The 17,778-nt window shown below is 71.2% G+C and carries 18 protein-coding genes and 1 tRNA gene; 11 read left to right on the forward strand and 8 right to left on the reverse strand.

What is annotated here, in order from left to right:
- Positions 1-253 precede the first annotated feature (253 nt).
- The 6 genes from NOO62_RS12670 to NOO62_RS12695 all read left to right on the forward strand — a co-directional run bounded on the left by NOO62_RS12670 (position 254) and on the right by NOO62_RS12695 (position 4,114).
- Positions 254-895: an HAD family hydrolase gene (locus NOO62_RS12670; protein WP_268770992.1), complete on the forward strand. Its 642-nt coding sequence runs from the start codon at positions 254-256 to the stop codon at positions 893-895.
- Positions 896-1,003: 108 nt separating this feature from the next.
- On the forward strand, positions 1,004-2,176 hold the full coding sequence (locus tag NOO62_RS12675) for a helix-turn-helix domain-containing protein (protein WP_268770993.1): 1,173 nt from the start codon (positions 1,004-1,006) through the stop codon (positions 2,174-2,176).
- A 91-nt stretch (positions 2,177-2,267) separates the two neighbouring features.
- Positions 2,268-2,486, forward strand: a complete 219-nt coding sequence (locus NOO62_RS12680) for a hypothetical protein (protein WP_268770994.1) — start codon at positions 2,268-2,270, stop codon at positions 2,484-2,486.
- Positions 2,486-2,956 (forward strand): hypothetical protein, encoded by a 471-nt coding sequence (locus NOO62_RS12685; RefSeq protein WP_268770995.1) that lies wholly within the window; start codon positions 2,486-2,488, stop codon positions 2,954-2,956. The genes NOO62_RS12680 and NOO62_RS12685 overlap by 1 nt, the downstream gene beginning before the upstream one ends.
- A gap of 98 nt (positions 2,957-3,054) precedes the next feature.
- The gene (locus tag NOO62_RS12690) at positions 3,055-3,471 is read left to right on the forward strand and encodes a DUF6415 family natural product biosynthesis protein (protein ID WP_268770996.1); all 417 of its coding nucleotides are present in this window, start codon (positions 3,055-3,057) and stop codon (positions 3,469-3,471) included.
- A gap of 307 nt (positions 3,472-3,778) precedes the next feature.
- Positions 3,779-4,114 (forward strand): DUF397 domain-containing protein, encoded by a 336-nt coding sequence (locus NOO62_RS12695; RefSeq protein WP_268770997.1) that lies wholly within the window; start codon positions 3,779-3,781, stop codon positions 4,112-4,114.
- A 485-nt stretch (positions 4,115-4,599) separates the two neighbouring features.
- On the opposite strand, the gene NOO62_RS12700 is transcribed toward NOO62_RS12695, so the two are convergent.
- Positions 4,600-4,671, reverse strand: a tRNA-Val gene (locus NOO62_RS12700).
- A 187-nt stretch (positions 4,672-4,858) separates the two neighbouring features.
- Between NOO62_RS12700 and NOO62_RS12705 the strand changes: the two genes are divergently transcribed.
- The 4 genes from NOO62_RS12705 (at position 4,859) to NOO62_RS12720 (ending at position 9,085) form a co-directional block, all read left to right on the forward strand.
- The gene (locus NOO62_RS12705; protein WP_268770998.1) at positions 4,859-5,743 is read left to right on the forward strand and encodes a DUF4097 family beta strand repeat-containing protein; all 885 of its coding nucleotides are present in this window, start codon (positions 4,859-4,861) and stop codon (positions 5,741-5,743) included.
- 77 nt (positions 5,744-5,820) lie between these two features.
- Positions 5,821-7,320, forward strand: coding sequence for a hypothetical protein (locus NOO62_RS12710; RefSeq protein WP_414930814.1), 1,500 nt, complete (start codon positions 5,821-5,823; stop codon positions 7,318-7,320).
- Between the two features lie 101 nt (positions 7,321-7,421).
- A complete protein-coding gene (locus NOO62_RS12715; protein WP_268770999.1) occupies positions 7,422-8,072 on the forward strand; it encodes a bifunctional 4-hydroxy-2-oxoglutarate aldolase/2-dehydro-3-deoxy-phosphogluconate aldolase in 651 nt (216 codons plus the stop codon).
- Positions 8,069-9,085: a sugar kinase gene (locus NOO62_RS12720; RefSeq protein ID WP_268771000.1), complete on the forward strand. Its 1,017-nt coding sequence runs from the start codon at positions 8,069-8,071 to the stop codon at positions 9,083-9,085. Before NOO62_RS12715 ends, NOO62_RS12720 begins: the two co-directional genes overlap by 4 nt.
- A gap of 129 nt (positions 9,086-9,214) precedes the next feature.
- Here NOO62_RS12720 and NOO62_RS12725 read toward each other — a convergent pair whose 3' ends face one another.
- Genes NOO62_RS12725 through NOO62_RS12740 form a run of 4 tightly spaced genes read right to left on the reverse strand, consistent with a single transcriptional unit; the run spans position 9,215 to position 13,982 of the window.
- Positions 9,215-9,433, reverse strand: coding sequence for an FmdB family zinc ribbon protein (locus NOO62_RS12725; RefSeq protein ID WP_268771001.1), 219 nt, complete (start codon positions 9,431-9,433; stop codon positions 9,215-9,217).
- 9 nt (positions 9,434-9,442) lie between these two features.
- Positions 9,443-10,258: an HAD family hydrolase gene (locus tag NOO62_RS12730; protein WP_268771002.1), complete on the reverse strand. Its 816-nt coding sequence runs from the start codon at positions 10,256-10,258 to the stop codon at positions 9,443-9,445.
- The gene (locus NOO62_RS12735) at positions 10,255-12,765 is read right to left on the reverse strand and encodes a phosphoribosyltransferase (RefSeq protein WP_268771003.1); all 2,511 of its coding nucleotides are present in this window, start codon (positions 12,763-12,765) and stop codon (positions 10,255-10,257) included. Before NOO62_RS12735 ends, NOO62_RS12730 begins: the two co-directional genes overlap by 4 nt.
- Positions 12,766-12,779: 14 nt before the next feature.
- On the reverse strand, positions 12,780-13,982 hold the full coding sequence (locus tag NOO62_RS12740) for an HpcH/HpaI aldolase/citrate lyase family protein (protein ID WP_268771004.1): 1,203 nt from the start codon (positions 13,980-13,982) through the stop codon (positions 12,780-12,782).
- Between the two features lie 246 nt (positions 13,983-14,228).
- Between NOO62_RS12740 and NOO62_RS12745 the strand changes: the two genes are divergently transcribed.
- Entirely contained in the window at positions 14,229-15,080 is an 852-nt protein-coding gene (locus tag NOO62_RS12745) for a TerD family protein (RefSeq protein WP_268771005.1), read from the forward strand.
- A 16-nt stretch (positions 15,081-15,096) separates the two neighbouring features.
- Here the strand turns inward: NOO62_RS12745 and NOO62_RS12750 are convergent, their stop codons facing one another.
- From NOO62_RS12750 to NOO62_RS12760, 3 genes are all read right to left on the reverse strand, one after another.
- Positions 15,097-15,834, reverse strand: coding sequence for a TerD family protein (locus tag NOO62_RS12750; protein WP_268771006.1), 738 nt, complete (start codon positions 15,832-15,834; stop codon positions 15,097-15,099).
- Between the two features lie 157 nt (positions 15,835-15,991).
- Positions 15,992-17,137, reverse strand: a complete 1,146-nt coding sequence (locus NOO62_RS12755; protein ID WP_268771007.1) for a DUF475 domain-containing protein — start codon at positions 17,135-17,137, stop codon at positions 15,992-15,994.
- 64 nt (positions 17,138-17,201) lie between these two features.
- Entirely contained in the window at positions 17,202-17,777 is a 576-nt protein-coding gene (locus NOO62_RS12760) for a TerD family protein (protein WP_150167339.1), read from the reverse strand.
- Position 17,778: the final 1 nt, after the last annotated feature.

Consider the following 17,778-nt stretch of genomic DNA (forward strand, 5'->3'; position numbering starts at 1 on the left):
GCTGGGTGTTGCTGTCGCCTGGATCGTCTTAACGGTTCAGGCGATGGCGGACGACCTGCGCACGGCGAATCAGGCGCGTGACCAGCTGGGGCGGCAGGTCGAGCAGATGGGGGGCACGCCGGTCGCTGGGCCACCCGGGTCTCGTGGGGAACCCGGCGAGTCGCGGCCCGGTCCTCAAGGAACGCAGAACAGCCCCTTCGGGCGGGAGGGGGCCTTTCGTCGTGCCCTCGGCTTGCCCAACTAGGGTCGCCGCATGATCCGTACCATCGCATTCGACGTAGGCGAAACCCTCGTCCGTGACGACCGCTACTGGGCATCGTGGGCCGACTGGCTCCGCGTACCGCGCCACACCGTGTCAGCACTCGTCGGCGCCGTGGTCGCCCAAGGAAAGGACAACGCCGAGGCGCTCCGCCTCCTCCGCCCCACCATCGACATCGCCTCGGCGTATCAGGCCCGAGAGGAAGCGGGGCGGGGCGAATACCTCGACGAGACGGACGTGTACGAGGACGTCCGCCCCGCCCTCGCAGCGCTGCGCGACCAAGGCGCCCGCGTCATCATCGCGGGCAACCAGACCGTGCGCGCCGGTGAGCTGCTGCGTGGCCTCGACCTGCCCGCCGACCTGATCGCGACGTCCGGGGAGTGGGGTGTCGCCAAGCCCGCTCCCGCGTTCTTCGAGCGGCTCGTCACAGAGGCTGGCGTCCCAGCGGCAGAGGTTCTCTACGTGGGGGACCACCCGCAGAACGACACGCTGCCCGCGCATACGGCCGGACTGCGCACGGCGCACCTCCGGCGCGGCCCGTGGGGGCATCTGTGGGCGGATGACCCGCGGGTGATCGAGGCGGCGGACTACCGAGTCGACTCGCTCACAGATCTCACGGCAGCGCTCACGCGCTGATCAGCGAACAGAACGGCCCCACCTGCGAATGGCAGGCGGGGCCGTTCGCGCACCAGCGCGTTACCGCGCGGGTACGGTTCGAAGTGGACGCCTCGAACTGGAGCCAGTATGCCCGCATTTGGTGATCATGTGGGGCGGCGGATCGCCACCACCCGTAAGACGAAGCACATGCGGCAAATCGATCTGGCCCGTAAGGCGTTCCTGTCCCTGGCCACGATCAAAGGGATCGAGCGGGGCGCGCGTCATCCGAGTGACTCCGCTCTCGAAGCGATCGCTGCGGCGCTCGGCGTCGACCCGACTCGGCTCTTGGCCTCCTTCACCGGTACCGAGCGCCGCGTGCATGGCGCCCTGCCGGGGATCTCGGCGAGTATCGCTGGCTACGACGTCCCCCTTGATCCGCCCCGTCGCAGCCTCGACGAGTTGCACACCGCAGCAAGCGACGCCGTCACCTGGCGGCTCGGCGCCCAATACGGCCAGATCGCGCAGCACGCCCCGGCTCTCCTAAGTGACGCGCTCGCCGCCTTCCACACCGCACCGGACCGGCGGGCCGCGGCCCGACTCGTGGTCGGCGCCGCCCGCTCCGCCGATGCGGTCGCATACAAGTACGGCGCCCGCGACCTCTCGGCGCGCCTCATCGACCTGATGCGGTGGGCCGCCCCTCATACCGAAGACCCGCTCCTGACCGCGTCGGTGGCGTACGTACGAACCGAGATCTTCTTCATCGCGCGCGCCCATGAAGCAGGCGTCAAAGCCCTGGAAGCGGCCGTCGACGCAGCACCTGCCCCGACCGACCCTGAGGCCTCGGCAGCACGGGGCACCCTGCACATGCGAGCCGCCGTCATCGCTGGCAGGGCCGGAGACGCAGACGCTGCGGATGAACACCTGCGAGAAGCACGTCAACTGAGCGAGGACGTACCGGAAGGCACGTACCTGGGGACAGCATTCGGGCCGGAATCGGTACGGGTGCATGAGGTGTCGGTGGCCGTGAGCCTTGGCAGCGACCACATCCACCGCGCCTTCTCCATCGCCCGGGAGTGGGCTCCGTCCGATGATCTGCCGGCCGAACGACGCTCGGGATTCTGGATCGAGTTGGCGCGCGCCCAACTCTGGGGCAACAGGTTCGACGACGCCTTTGAGTCTCTGAAGGTGGCCCGGCTTATCGCTCCCCAGCACACGCGCGAGCACCCGTGGGCCCGCGACACAGCGGCTACCCTGCGTCGGCTGAAACGGGCGGACGCAGAGTCACTCGACAACTTCGTGGGGTGGCTCGGCGCCACCTGACAAGCAGTTTCGGGGATACAAGGTGTAGCCCTTACCGCCTCTTCCAACGCTCATGATCTGTGCATCGACGCCGACAGGTCAGGGGTCCACGATGACTGATACGACTGTCGAGGAGACACTCCTCGGATCCGTGGTGCAGGTGAGCATCGCACGCCTGCACGGGTTGGTGTGCTGGGACTGTGGCGCAGTCACGCGCACCCTCGTCGAGTGCGGGTCCGTGCGTGACGAGCACGGCCAGGTGCGGCCCAAGAAGACGTGTGGGTGCGCTGCGGGCTCCTCGGGCCCGACGCTTCCTGCGGCGGTGTCCTGATGACCACACCAAGAGGTGTCCCGGCGGCCATCGACTGGCTCGCCTGCGCTCAGGCAGAGCCGCACCAGGCCCATCAGGAACGGGCGGCGGGCGGAGCCGCGCTGTTGCCCCTTGGCCGACGGTTCAGCGCGGTGTGCCTGTCTGGCCGAATCGTGTACGCGGCGGTCGGGACGACCGACCTCGACACGGTCACCGCGGCACTGGCCGAGCTCCACGGCCCTGTGATCCACAACAGCCTCCTGCACACGTACCACGCGCTCATCACCCCGTACCCGCCCGCCCGGTGGGCCTACGGCGAGATCGCGCCCATGCTCAGCAGTGGCCAGTTCCTCAGCGTGCCCGCCGCCGACCTCACCGGACCGACCGGCCTGCGCTGGGCAGTGCGACCACACAGTGCCGGCGTCCTGTGCTCCGTACCGGCCGTGGCCGCGCTCGTGGCCCTCAGCCTGCGGCCAGGGGGCTCCCGATGAAGCTCACCGACCGCCTCGCGGCGCCTCTGCTGCCCTCACCAGGGCTCCTGTCCGACGGGCAAGTCCGCGGACAAGACTGCGTGTTCTGCGTAATCACCTTGACCGACGACGCCGTCGAACTCGGCCGCCAGGACGCAAAGTGCCTCGGCGCGGTCGTGAGCTGGTACCCCCGCGCCTGCCGCGACTGTGCAGCTGGCGGATACGTCGACCACCTCCTCAGCGCGGCGTTCTCCGCCTGCCGGGACCTGCCGCCCCCGGAGCAGTTGCTCGACCTGTACCTCCGCCTGCGGCACGAGGTACGCCGACGCCTCCCGACCGTCGAGCAGGCTGCCGCCACCGCCGGTCAGGGCACGATGAGCTACCACGCACACCAGCGGATCGTGGATGCCGCCACCGACGTGCTACTCGACACGGTGGGTGACGACAATCCCAGCCCCCTCGTGCTGGCCATGCGCTGCTCGGAGCTCGGCCGCCGCCTGCGCGACCTCATTCCCTACCAGCCATGTGCGCAGTGAGCGCGCGCGTTCGCGTCCCGTGCCCGCCCTGCTTGCGGGCGATGCTGCGGAAGGCGCCCGCCGAGCCGCACGACTGCCAGCTGACGACGGCAGTGGCCATTGAGGGGGCCCACCTTGTCGTCGGGCCCATCACGGACTGCCCGTGCCGGTGCCCGGTCGTGCAGGAGAGCGAGGCGCTGCAAACGGCGCGCGCTCAGGCCCGGCTCGCGTCAGGCCCGCAGGGCTGACCACCCCAGAACCTCCTGCCGCGCACGCGGCAGGTGACCCAGCCCTGGCCCGGCCAGGACCTACCCCAAGGAGACGCCCCATGGGCACGCTCACCAACGGCAGGACCACGATCCCCTTCGACAACTGGTCTGCGCCCCACCTCGACTGGCGTAAGGCGGGCCGGACCGACCTCGACCCGATCCTGAAGGACTGCGTGATCCTCGCCGCGGCCCCGGACGCCAAGGGCCATCCGCACCACAGCATCCCGGACGGGACGCGCATGGTCGCGATCAGCGACGACAAGGACCAGGAGTCGCCAGTGCTGTACATGAGCCGACTCGAGATCAGTAAGTTCTTCGACGGGGTGATCGCGGGTGAGTTCGACGAGTTCCGGGCGAGCGAGAGCGAGCTCGAAGCAGCTGCCGCCACAACCTGACCCGGGCGGCGAGACGCCGCGCGACAACGGGCGCTCGCTGGCGAGCGGTCCGATCTGTACGGAGCACGACGGGCCGCCGATGCGTACGATCCGCAGCTCGGCGGGGTCCAGCATCTGCCCTGTCTGTACACCCCTCGGTGCGACGCCGGCGCAGACGGCCTTGATCGTGCATAGGCAGAACGCGATTCTCGACGGCCCGTACTGGCGTGCGGGCGGACGGGCCACCTGACCCGCCATCCCTACCTGACCGCGGCCTCGGCCGGTTCCCCCGATCCGGCCGAGGCCGCTCTGCACGAGGTCGCGCAGCGGGATGTCGAGTGCATCGGCGATGACGAGTAGGTGATCGAGCAGCGTGGAGTGTGTGCCGCGTCTCATGATCGACGGGGGATGTGGACTCTTAGTGGACTCCGACCTCAAAAGGGCCCCCTAGCCGATCACGACTAGGGGGCCCTAAAACAGGCTCTCACCTGCTACTTACTACCCGGTGGGCGCGGACGGTTTCGAACCGCCGACATCCTCCTTGTAAGGGAGGCGCTCTACCCCTGAGCTACGCGCCCGGGAACGAGTGGACAGCCTACCTTGCCGCAGGCAGTGCCCCGCAAACCCCTTTTGCGCCGCCCCGAGGGAAGGCGGCATGCGGGGGTTAACCCCACCCCGGATTCTGCGGCGGCCTGGATCCCCCCGTCGCGGGCTGTTCCGTAGAGTCTGCCGGAGAGAACAAGATCATTTCTGGGGGAGTCCGTCATGACCGTCGTCCGCGTCGCCCGCGTCGTCCGCACCCACCGTCCACGCGCAGCCCGCGCCACCCGCGCCCTCGCCGCCGTCGGCGGAACCGTGGCCGTTGTCCTGCTCGTCGGCGCGTGCGGGGCGGATGCCGACGACGACACCGAGCCGGAGCACCGGACGTTCGCCCTGGCGGGGAAGACACTGACCGTCGAGGCGAGCGACACCTCGCTCGAACTGGTCCCGGCGGGCCGGGGCGCCAAGGGCGTGCGGGTGACCCGGTGGTTCGACGGGGAGACCATGCTCGGCGGCGACCCCAAGGTGACGTGGGAGATGGACGGGGACCGACTCAAGCTGGACATGTCGTGCTCCGGAGTCATCGCCAACTGCTCCGCCAAGCACCGCGTGGAGGTGCCCCGCGGAGTCGCCGTGAACGTCGAGAGCAAGGACGGCCGGGTCACGGCCGGCGGGTTCCGGGATGCGATGAAGGTGCGTACGTGGGACGGCTCCGTCACCGTCAAGGACGCCGGCGCCGCGCTCGACCTGCACAGCTCCGATGGTTCGATCACCGTCGACGGAGCCGAGGGCGACCTCGACCTGCGCAGTTCCGATGGGGCCATCACCGCGCGGGACGTGACATCCCGGCGCGTGGGCGTCGACGCCAAGGACGGGTCCGTACGACTTGAGCTGGCCTCCGTGCCCGACCGTGTCGAGACGCGGAGCAAGGACGGGTCCGTCGACATCGCGGTGCCGGGCTCGAAGGACGGCGAGCGCGTCCGGTACGACGTGCGGACCGAGACCTCCGACAGCGCCGTCGACGTGTCGGTGCCCAAGGACGACAGCAGCCCCCACCACGTCTCCGTCCACAGCACCGACGGCAAAGTCACCGTGCGCAGCGCGAACTAACAGGCCCGTGTATTCGTCCTTAACCGGTGGGAGAATGTGACACCGGGCAGGGCGGATGACAGCACGGGAGAGGGACAGTGACGGCGACACCTTCGCAGCCGTGCACACCGGGCAGTAGAGCAGGAGTGGGGAGCGCGACCGAGACGGCAGACGCGGGATCCGAGGCGGCAACCGGGCCAGCTGGGGCGGCCAGGGCGGGTGTGGTCCCTGTGGCTTTCCGGTCTTCCCGCGTGCGCGTACGCCGCGGGCACCTGCGTGGCACCCTCGCCCTGGTCACCGCCGTCACCGTCTCCCTGCCACTGCTCGCCCTCGCCGTCCCGGCCGCCTTCGCGGGCGGCGGCACCCGGCGCTGGTTCGGCGGGCGCGGCGAGAGCCAGCGTGCCGAGGCGCAGGCCGCGAAGGACGCCGCCGCCGCGGCCTTCTACGAACTGGACACCGCCCAGCGCGACCTCCGCATCTCCATCGAGACGATCGTCGCCGTCGACTCCTCGCCCGCGGCCCGGCGCGCCGTCTCCGACTTCGAGGCGATCGGGCACCGCATCGACGAGGTCAGCCGCCAGTACATCAGCGCGGTGGACGCCCACGACCTGGACCGGGACGACCTGGAGTCCTCCGTCGCGGCCCGCGCGAGGACCGAGCTCACCGCCGCGAAGACGGAGCTCGGCAAGGCCAAGCAGGACCTGGAGCGCTTCCAGCAGGGCCTCGGGCCGCTGCTCGACAAGGCCGAGACCCAGCTCGCCCGGCTCGCCCCCGCGGTGGAGCGGGCCCGCCAGACCCTGCTCGCCGCGAGCAACGCCCTCGACTCCGTGCGGGCGGCCGGCCTCAAGGCCGACGACCTCGCCGCCCGCCTCGCGGCCCTCGGCCCCGAACTGACCAAGCTCAACCAGGGCGCGGGCCGCCACGGCGTGCCGGAGACGCTGCAGCGCGCCGACCGCGTCCTGCGCGACGCCGAAGCCGTGCGCGCCGAGGCCGAGCGGCTCCCCGAGCGGGCCGCCGAGATCGACCGGCGCCTGGTCTCGCTGCGCACCCGCGCACAGGCCCTGACGACCCGTACGGGCCAGGTCGACCCGGTCCTCAGCGAACTGCGGCGCCGGTTCGCCGCCGCGTGCTGGCAGGACCTGCAGCACGTCCCCGACCAGGCCGCGGAGAACGTGCGCCAGGCCGAGTCCAAGCTGAAGGAGGCCCAGCAGGCGCGCGACGAGCAGCGCTGGCCCGACGCCACCTCGCGGCTCTCCACGGTCCGGGCGCTCCTGAACACCACGGACGAGGCGGTCTCCGCGGCCGGCGACCGCCTCCAGCGGCTCAACGCGGTGTCGAAGGACCCGCAGCAGGAGATCGAGCGCACCCGCTTCGCGATCCGGGACGCGCAGCGCCTGGCGATGGCGGGCCGGCAGACGCCCGAGCAGCGCCACGCCCGCCCGCTCGACGAGTCCGTGGCCCGCCTGGACCGCGCGGTGGCGTCCCTGGAGGGCCGCCACCCCGACTACTGGCACTTCCTGACCGAGACCGAGGGGGTCCGCACGACCGTGGCCCGCGTGGTCGCGCAGATACGGGAGGAGCGGGGGCAGGGCGCCTGACGGCCCCGCCCCGAGGGCCGCGTGCGTACGTGCCCGCCCCCCTACTGGAAGGCGCGCCACCCGGATCCGTCCGGCTGAAACGGCTGTGCGAATGTGGGGAGATGCTCGACTCTCCCCCGGCCTTCCCCGCGGCTCTCCGGGCGCGGCGCCTCGTCGCCATCGTGCGCGGCTCCGACCCCGACGCCTCTTTCCGTACGGTCATGACGCTCGTGGAGTCCGGCGTCCCCCTCGTCGAGGTCTCCCTCAGCGGCGCCGACGCGCTCGGCGTGCTGCGGCGGGCGCGGGCCGAGCTGGGCGCGGGCGCGTGGCTCGGCGCGGGGACGGTGCTCAGCGCCGACGACGCCCGCCGGGCCGCCGACGCGGGCGCCAACCTCATCGTGACGCCCGGCCTCGGCGCGGGAGTCGACGAGGCCGTCCGCCTGGGCCTCCCAGTGCTCGGCGGCGTCCTGACGCCCACCGACGTCATCGCGGCCCGGGCGGCGAACGTGACGGCGCTGAAGATCTTCCCCGCGTCGGCGATGGGCGGCCCCACCTATCTCAAGGCGTTGCGCGCCCCGTTCCCCGACGTCCCGTTCGTGCCGGTCGGCGGCGTAGACGCGGTGGCCGCGGAGGCGTACCTGGAGCTCGGAGCGGTCGCGGTGGGCGTCGGCTCACCGCTGATCGGCGATGCGGCGGACGGCGGCGACCTGGACGCGTTGCGCGCGCGGGCGGCGGAGTTCGTGCGGGTGGCGGAGAAGGCGACGCCCCGATGAACACCGTCCCCGACACCCTTGCCACCCCCACCGCCCCGGACGTCCCGGACGTCCCGGACGTCCCGGACGTCCTCACCCTCGGCGAGACCATGGTCGCCCTGCGCGGCAGCGGACCCCTCAAGCTGGGCGGGACCATGGCAGTCTCCGTCGCCGGGGCCGAGAGCAATGTCGCCATCGGCCTGTCGCGCCTCGGCCACGCCGTCCGCTGGGCGGGGGCGGTCGGCGACGACGAGGCCGGCGAGCTGGTGCTGCGCACGCTGCGCGCGGAGGGCGTCGACGTCGCCGCCGCCACGCGGGATGCGTCGGCGCCGACGGGTCTGCTGCTCTTCGAGCCGCGACTGCCCGATGTGACCCGCGTGCACTACTACCGCGCGGGCTCGGCCGGTTCGCGGCTGACTCCCGCCGCGGCGGACGCGGCGTTCGCGGCGGGGCCGCCACGCGTCCTCCACCTCACCGGCATCACCCCGGCCCTCGGCCCGTCGGCGGCGGAAGCCTGCCGACGCGCCCTTCACCTCGCCCGTGAGCACGGTACGCAGGTCTGCCTGGACGTCAACTTCCGCTCGCGCCTGTGGAGTTCGGACGAGGCGGCGAAGGAGCTGCGCGGGTGGCTCCCGTACGTCGACGTACTCATCGCCTCCGACGACGAACTCCCCCTGTGCCTCCCGTCCCGGCCCTCGTCCTCGGGGACCGAGCCGGAAAAGTCCCTCCTGGCCGAGGGAATCCGCGAACTCGTGGTCAAGCTCGGCGCCCGGGGAGCCACCGTCCACACCGCCGACGACACGCTGCACTCCCCCGCACGGCAGGTCCACGCGGTGGACGCGGTGGGCGCGGGCGACGCGTTCGTGGCCGGCTACTTGTCGGCGCTGCTCGACGGCGCGGACGTCACGACGCGCCTGGACCGCGCCATCATCACGGGCGCGTTCGCGGTGACCTCCCGGGGCGACTGGGAGGGAGCCCCCACAAGATCGGAGCTGGGCCTGCTGTCGGCGGGGCCGGGGACGGTGGTCCGCTAGCTACGGGGCCACGGCTGAGACGCAGGCCGGGGCGGACCACCTAGGGGTGCGGGGAACTGCGCGACCAGCCACGACGCGCCCGCGGAGGAACACGACCGCGCGCCCCCCAGACCTCCCCCAAGGACGACCTCAGCCGCAGCAACCGCCCCCACAGCATCCGCCTCCGCCCGCCGCAGGCGAGGGCGCGGACGAGGACGACGCGGAACCCCCCACCGCCACCGTGGACAACAGCTTCACCGTGTCCTCGTGCCCCGCGGGGCACGACGCCGGCGCCCCCGACTCCGCCATCGGGCGCGACAGCTCGAACGTGTCACCACAGGACCGGCACCGGTACTCATAACGAGGCATGGGCCCAGGTTACTGGGACCCCACCGCCGACAGGAACGCCCCGGCGATCTTCTCCCCCGCCGCGATCCCCCGCTCCGGCAACACCGTGAGTCCCGCCGCCACGAACCCCGTGTCCGCGAGCTCCCCGTGATCCGGCCGCCACGAGCGGTCCGCCGCGAGCAGCAGATCCGCGTCGAGCAGCGAATCGCCCGCGGCGAGGATCTCCTCCGCCCCGGCCCGCCGCGCGACCTCCCGCACGGCCGCGCTCTTGGTGAGCGGCTTCGGCACGGCGTACAGCTTGCGGCCCTGCAGCGAGACCGTCCAGCCGCGCTCCTCCGCCCAGACGGCGAGCTCCTTGACCCACGCCTCGGGCAGCAGCGCCCGCTCGACGACGAGGTACGCGAAGAGGTCCTCGGCGACGCGTTCCTTGAGCAGCCAGGCGGGGTCGGCGGTGCGCACGAGGTGGGCGCGGACCTCGTCGAGCGTCGCGCACTCCGCGGCGAGACGGCGGGCGACCGCCGTCTGCCAGTCGGGGTCGGAGACGCCGTCGACGAGCAGGTGCCCGCCGTTGGCGCAGACCGCGAACTTCGGCGCGGGGCCGGGCAGATGGATGCGTCCGTACTGTTCGCGCGTACGCGTCGTGGTCGGCACGAAGACGGCCGTGCGGGCCAGCTCGTCGAGGAGCCCGGCGGCGGTCTCGGTGACGTACGACAGCGGCTTGCCCTCGTACACCTCGACGCAGAGCAGTCGCGGCGCCGCCGCGTCCGGCATGGTGAGGCCGAGCGCGGCGGCGGAGTAGATGAGGGTGCGGTCGAGGTCGCTGGCGACGATCCTGGTCACGGTCATCGGGACACCACCGCCTTGCCGTCCGCGCCCGTCGCGCCGCGCGTGTACTGGGGGTGGATCAACCCGACGCAGGTGTACGGGAGTTCGTCGACCTCTTCCACCGGCACGCCTCGCTGCTCGGCGAGCAGACGTACGTGGTCGAGGTCCGCGCCCGCGCCCTTGCGGGCCAGGATCTTCCAGGGGACGCGGCGCAGCAGCACGCGCGTCGTCTCGCCGACGCCGGGCTTGACGAGGTTGACGTCGTGGATGCCGTACTCCTCGCTGATCCGCTCGACGGCGGCCCAGCCCTCCCAGGTCGGCGCGCGGTCGGCCGAGAGCAGTTCCTTGACGCGTACGTCCACCGCCCCGGTGACCTCGTCGAAGCGCGCGGCGATCGCGTCGACGAAGTGGTTGGACACGTCGGCGTCGGCGAGTTCGCGGTAGAACTTGCCGCCGTGGAAGTCGTCGGGGCCGACGAGGTCGGCGCGGAGCACCGTACGCGAGACCAGCCCGGACACCGTGGAGTTGAGGCAGGCGGAGGGGATGAGGAAGTCCTCGCGGGTGCCGTAGGTGCGGACGCACGAGCCGGGGTCGGCGAGCACGGCGATCTCGGGTACGAAGCCGACGGGGCCGCCCGACTCCTCGAACTCCCGTACCGCGTCGGCCAGTTCGCGGGTGATCGCGCCCTTGCCGGTCCAGCCGTCGACGAAGACGACGTCGGCCGGGTCGTGGTGGGCGGCGAGCCAGCGCAGGGCGTTGGCGTCGATGCCGCGGCCTCGGACGATCGAGACGGCGTAGTGCGGCAGGTCGAGGCCGTGCCGGTGGGCGGCCCAGCGGCGCATCAGGACGCCGACGGGGGTGCCCGCGCGGGCCAGGGAGACCAGGACCGGGCGCGGGGACCGCTCGGTGAGCACGGTCTCGGTGACGGTTCCGACGGCCTGTGCGATACGGGCGGCGGAGGTGTCGAGGGCGGCGCGGAACAGGTCCTGGTAGCGCTCGCTCGGCTGGTACTCGACGGGCAGCGACTCGGCATAGTGCGCGCCACCGCTCTGTATCGCCTCCTCGCGTTCCTCCGTGGGCGCTTCGAGCGTCACGTCCGAGAGGTCCTGGAGCAGCCAGCCGACGTCTTCGGGCGCGTACGAGGAGAAGGCGGGGCCACGGAGCGGCTCGGGAAGCATGCGGGACCTTTCAGGGACGTGCTCAGGGACGTACTCGGGTACGTACGACGGGACCACGGCCAGCAGGACGCGTCCGGTGTGTGCGGACAGCTGCGCCAACAGCCCCCCGTCGGCGTGCAGTTCGGGCGTGTCGGCGACCGAGTCCACGACGGCGACGATCGCGTCGAAGCCCGCGCCCGCGACGTTGTAGGCATACCGCGTGCCGGGCCCGTCGGCGGGCTCGTCGTGCGCGGGGAAGGCGAGGCGGGTGCGGATCGCGTAGCCGGGGTCGTCCACGGCGAGGACGGGCGAGCGGGTCGTGGTGGAGAACCGCACCTCCGCGCCGGTACGCCGTTCCAGTTCGACGCCGAGCGCCAGTGGGGCGTACATGAGCTCTTCGAAGCCGAGGACGAGCACGCGGCCGGGGCCGCGGCGGGCGCTGTCGGGCAGGGCCTCCGCGATCCGGGCCGCCATGCCCGGCAGGGCCGCGTCGAGGGCCGCCCGGTGCGCGGGCGTGAAGCCGTGCCGTCCGCCGTCGGGGACGCCCGCGGGCCAGCCGAGGTCGACGCGGTCGACCGGACCGCGCTCCCCCCGCGGCTGGGGGACGGGCAGAGCGGCAGCACCCTCGTGACCCTCGTACTCGGCGACCAGCGCCTGCCCCTTCTCCAGGACTCCGTCGGGCAGCCGCACCGTGCCGGACGCGGCCGCGACCAGGTCGACGCGCGCGCCGATCTCGCGGGCGAAGTCGGCGAGCCGCCCCTGGTCCTCGGGGGAGCGCATGTCGACGAGCGCCACGATGACGTACCGCTCGCGCGGGTAGCGCTCGTGGAGGGCGCGGACGGTGTTCAGGACGGTGTTGCCGGTGGAGAACTCGTCGTCGACGAGGACGAGCGGCCCTTCCCCGGCGAGCAGCCGGGGGTCCTCGGGGAGCAGCAGGTGCGAGGTGGCGTGCGAGTGGGACTCCTCGAAGCCGCCCGCGCGCTCGACGCCGTCCACGGGGCGCCGGGTGGAGTGCAGGTAGGGGGCGAGGGCGACGCCGTCGGCGACGGCGTGACCGAGGCCCGTCGCGGTCTCCGCGTAGCCGAGGACGACGGCGCGGCCGGCCGCCTCGTCGCCGAGGAGGTGCCGGACCCGGACGCCGAGGTCGCACCCGGCCGCGTACACGACCGAAGGGAGCTGCGGGACGTGCTTGCCCAGGACGTTCGACACCAGGAGGTGGGCCCGCTTGGGGTTGCGGCGCAGGGCGAGGCCGAGCATGCCGCGCAGCGCGTCCGCCTCGTCGCCGTCGAGGCCGACCCCGAGCCGCTCGGCGACCCAGGTCCCCGACCACACCGACGTGTCCGGCACCGCGTTCTCAGATATGTGCGTCATGTTCCTCTTGTTCATCAGCCGGGCAGGCCCGCTGTCAGCAGTTCCACGAAACCGACGTCCTCCCGGGCGACGCCGAAGACCTCGGCACGGCGCAGGGTCCGCTCGGCCCAGGCGCGGTGCGGCTTCACCTCGTTCATCTTGTTCGTGTACGAGGAGCGCAGCACCCCGCCGCCGCCCCGCTCCGGGCGCAGGATGTCCTCGGCGTCGCTGAACTCCTCGTGGCTGACCACGGAGAGCGCGTGTACGGGCAGCACGTGCGAGGGGTGGATGCAGGTCTTGCCCTGCAGGCCGTTGGCGCGGTCGAGCTCGATCTCGCGGAGCAGGCCGTCCATGTCGTGCTCGATGAGGGCCTGGCGGAGTTCGTCGGCACGGCCCTCGAGGAAGGGGCTGCGGCGCAGCTGCGGCTTGAACATCCGCTCCTGTACGCGGAAGTACTCCCAGACGGGCCCGGTCACGGTGAAGCCGGTGCCGTCGGCCCTGCCGAGGACGTTGACCACGTCGGCGATGACGGAGGCGACGATCTGCACGTCGTACGCCGTCATGTCCGGCGGCCTGCGCAGTCCGTACGCCGAGCAGAAGTCGGTGACGCCGAGGCGCAGCGCGAGGATCCGGTCGCGGTACTTGTCGACGGTGCGGGCTATGCCGGAGAGGGTCTCGCCGCGGCTCTCCAGGTGGAGCAGCTCGGGGGACTCCAGGACAGGCATGGCGAAGAGCCGCCGCGCCCGGCCGTCATGTCCGTCGCGTCCCTCCGGCCCCGGCGGAAGCTCCGCCTCCGCGGCCACGAGCGCCTCCAGGAACGGAGCGCCCCGCTCCTCGGTGAACTTGGGCAGTACGAATCCGGACAGCAGCCGGACGCTCGGGCCGAGCCTGCGGACCAGGTCGGGTATCTGCTCGGCGGCGCGCACCCGGATGAAGAGCAGGGGCGGCTCGACGCCCCGCTCCGCCAGGTCGGCGAACTGCCGGACCAGGTTCTCCTCGGCGTCGGCGACCTCGGCGTCGTCGATGGAGTCCTCCAGGCAGACCACCATGGACACCACGCCGCGCCCGGCCTGTTTCAGGATGTCCTCGGCAAGCCGGGGACGGGTGGCCGGGCTGTAGAGCGTCGCACCCAGGGCGGGCGCGAGCAGGTGGGGCGGGGAGTCCGCGGTGAAGGCACACGGCTCCCGGTGGAAGAGGCGGTGCCGCACCTCTGGGGCGATATGCCCGAAATGACGCATGTGATTCCCTGCTATCGCCTGTTTCGTCGACGTGGGCCGTTCCGATGTGGCCGGTAATAGTACGTAGAGACGGGTGCCGGGGGTTCCCTCCGGGCATGAACTTCAGGTAACCCGGCCATGTCACACATGCTCACCACACCACCGTCGCACGCTCGCACCACCCGCAGGTCAGGAGCATGATGACGCGGCCGGGACTCCGGGCCCCCCGCGTTGTCCCACCCCTGCGGGGGAAGGCAGGATAACCGCATGACGCACGCGATGTTGAAGGGGTCGAACGTCCCTCTCGAAGCCTCGGCCGTCCGCGCCGTGCTGCGCTGGACCCCCGGACAGGGCGTTCCCGACGTCGACGCGTCGGCGCTGCTGCTCGGCGGCGACGGGCGGGTGCGCTCGGACGAGGACTTCGTCTTCTACAACCAGCCGCGCCACCCGGCGGGCAAGGTCTGGCGGCTCGGCAAGAAGCGGACCGCCGAAGGCCTGACGGACACCATCCAGACGGACCTGGCGGGCATGGACCCGGCCGTGGGCCGCGTGCTCCTTGCCGCGTCGGCGGAGGGCATCGCCTTCGAGCGCGTGCCCGCGCTGCGGATCCTGCTGTACGACGCCACCGTCGCCGACGGCGAACCGCTCGCCTACTTCGACATCACCCCGCAGACCGGCGAGGAGACGGCACTGATCTGCGGCGAGCTCTACCGCCGCGGTGAGGGCTGGAAGTTCCGCGCACTCGGCGAGGGGTACTCCAACGGCCTGGAGGGCCTCGCCTCCGACTTCGGCATCTCGGTGGACGAATCGGACTCCGCGGCTCCGGAGCCCGCGCCCTCGGCGTCCTTCCCGCTGCCGCCGCAGCAGCCCATGCCGCAGCACCAGCCCGCCCCGCAGTCGCCGCCACAGCCGTCGTACGGCTATCCGCCCGAGCCGCCCCGGCACCCGGCACCCCAGCCCTCCTACGGCTATCCGCCGGCCGCGCCCACCCAGCCGACCCCGATCGTGCAGCCGGCCCCGGTCGCCCAGCCGTCGTACGGCTATCCGCAGCCGGTGGCCCCGATGCCGGACCCGAACTTCCGGCTGCCTCCGCAGGGGCCGCAGTTCCTGTCCCGCTGACGGGGCCCGCACCGGGTCAGCCCACCTTGGTCTTGTAGCCACGGCCCCACTGGAGCCCCCAGCCGTACAGCCGGTCGAGCTCGGCCTGGAAGCCGTAGACGAACTTGACCTCGCGGCGCACGATCAGCTCGTCCTTGACGTTCTCGACGGAGACCACGGCGCACGAGCGGGCCTGCGGCTGCCGCTCGTCCAGGTCGATCTCGATCCGGGGGCCGTTGCTGGGATAGAGCGTGACCTTCGCGTGGGTGCGGTCGAAGGCCGGCGTCTGGTCGTAGATGTAGACGAAGATCAGCAGCCGCTTGATCGACTCGCGGTGGTCGAGGTTCACGTAGAGCGTCTCGCCCGAGCCGGAACCGAACCGGTCGTCGCCGCTGCCCTTCACGTACGGCGGCGAGTTGAGGCTGCCGAAGAAGTTGCCCAGCGGCTGCACCACGCCCTTGTCGCCGTCGGCCAGCTCGTACAGACAGCCCAGGTCCAGGTCGACGTTGACCATGCTCTGGGTGTGCGCCTGGACCGGCTCGGGCCGGAACATCTGGAAGGGGTGCCGCAGCAGACCGCCGCCGCGCGGCTTGCCGATGAGGTCGGACGTCCGCATCTGCCAGGACAGGTTGACGCGCAGGTTGCCGGTGGCCGCGCCCTGTTTGGAGAGCGAGACCGTCGGGTGCCGTTTGGTCAGTTCGATGGAGTTGGTGGCGGCGCTGCCCGACTCGTAGTCCATCGAACGCCCACGCCACAGACCGTCCCAGAAGGACATTCCGCCCCCAAGTGCCCTTGTGCCGCCTACGAATACCGACGGGGCGGCCATGAGGACATCTCCTCGACGGCCGCCCCGCACAGAGCGTTCCTCACCCTGGCCGTCGTCACACTCCGGGGACCGGAATCGGACAGCGCGGCGAGGGAATCAGTCAGCCTCAGACGCCTGAGGAGACCTCTGCTTTATCTCCTGAGCTGCCTTGCCCCTCGGCCGCGGCGAGCCGCTTGTTCCTGATCACCGACGAGATGAAGGACCAGGCGATCAGGATGACGCCGACGGAGCCGGTGATGACCTCGTGGATCTCGTACTGAATGGTGATCAGGAGGATCACGGCGAGGGCACCGATCGCGTAGTGCGCGCCGTGCTCCAGGTACACGTAGTCGTCGAGGGTGCCCTGGCGGACCAGGTAGACCGTGAGGGACCGGACGTACATGGCGCCGATGCCGAGGCCGAGGGCCATCAGCACGATGTCGTTGGTGACGGCGAAGGCGCCGATGACACCGTCGAAGGAGAAGGACGCGTCCAGGACCTCGAGGTAGAGGAACATGAAGAACGCGGCCTTGCCGGCCAGGACGACCGCAGGAACCTTCTTGCCCGACTTGGCGGCCGCTTCCTCCTGCTCGTGCTCGCGCTCCTCCTCTTCCTCGAGCTTGTTCTCGAAGTATCCGGAGAGGCCGCCGACCACGAGATAGGTGATCAGACCCGCGATGCCTGAGATGAGGACGGTCTGTGCCTTGTCCACATGGGCGCCGCCGTGCTGGTGGGCGTGGGTGGCGACGGTCATCGCGGAGACCAGGAGCACGACGAGCGCGATGCAGACCGAAAGCATGTCGACCTTGCCGAGCTTGGCGAGCGGACGCTCCAGCCAGCCCAGCCACTTGATGTCCCGGTCCTCGAAGATGAAGTCCAGGAAGATCATCAGCAGGAACATGCCACCGAAGGCGGCGATCGACGGGTGGGCGTCGGTGACCAGCTGCTGGTACTGGTCCTTGTCGTTGAGCGCGAGGCGGACGGCCTCGATCGGGCCGATCTTGGCGCTGATCGCCACGATGACGACGGGGAAGACCAGCCGCATGCCGAAGACCGCGATCAGCACGCCGACGGTGAGGAAGATCTTCTGCCAGAAGGCATTCATCTTCTTCAGGATTCCGGCGTTGACCACGGCGTTGTCGAAGGACAGCGAGATCTCGAGGACGGACAGGATCGCCACGACACCGAAGCCTGTCCACCCCCCGTAGAACACCGCGGCGACCAGGCCGAGCGCGGTAACCGCGAACGACCAGCCGAAGGTTTTCAGAAGCACTGGCTACCCAATCGTGTGTGTACGGGCTCCCGTGTAGCGGTCTCCCCCGCGCCGGTCCCCTGCTTTACGAAACGTTGACCCCGAAGTCTAGAGCGATACCGCGCAGACCGGACGCGTACCCCTGCCCGACTGCACGGAACTTCCACTCTCCCCCGTACCGGTACACCTCGCCGAAGATCATCGCTGTCTCCGATGACGCGTCCTCACTGAGGTCGTAGCGCGCGAGTTCCTGGCCGTCCGCCTGGTTCACCACGCGGATGAACGCGTTGCTGACCTGGCCGAACGTCTGGCCCCTGTTGTCCGCGTCGTGGATCGAGACCGGAAAGATGATCTTGTCGCAGTTCTCCGGGACCTTGGAGAGGTCGATCAGGAGCGACTCGTCGTCGCCGTCACCCTCGCCCGTGAGGTTGTCGCCGGTGTGCTCGACGGAGCCGTCGGGGCTCTTCAGGTTGTTGTAGAAGACGAACCACTCGTCGCCGAGGACCCGGCCCGCGTTGCACAGCAGCGCGCTGGCGTCGAGGTCGAAGGGGGCGCCGGTGGTGGAGCGCGCGTCCCAGCCCAGGCCGACGAGGATCTGGGTGAGGTTCGGTGCGGCCTTGGAGAGGGAGACGTTGCCTCCCTTGGCGAGCGTGACGCCCATG

Origin of the sequence: Streptomyces sp. Je 1-369 (genome assembly GCF_026810505.1) — a bacterium.
In the GTDB taxonomy this organism is placed as follows: domain Bacteria; phylum Actinomycetota; class Actinomycetes; order Streptomycetales; family Streptomycetaceae; genus Streptomyces.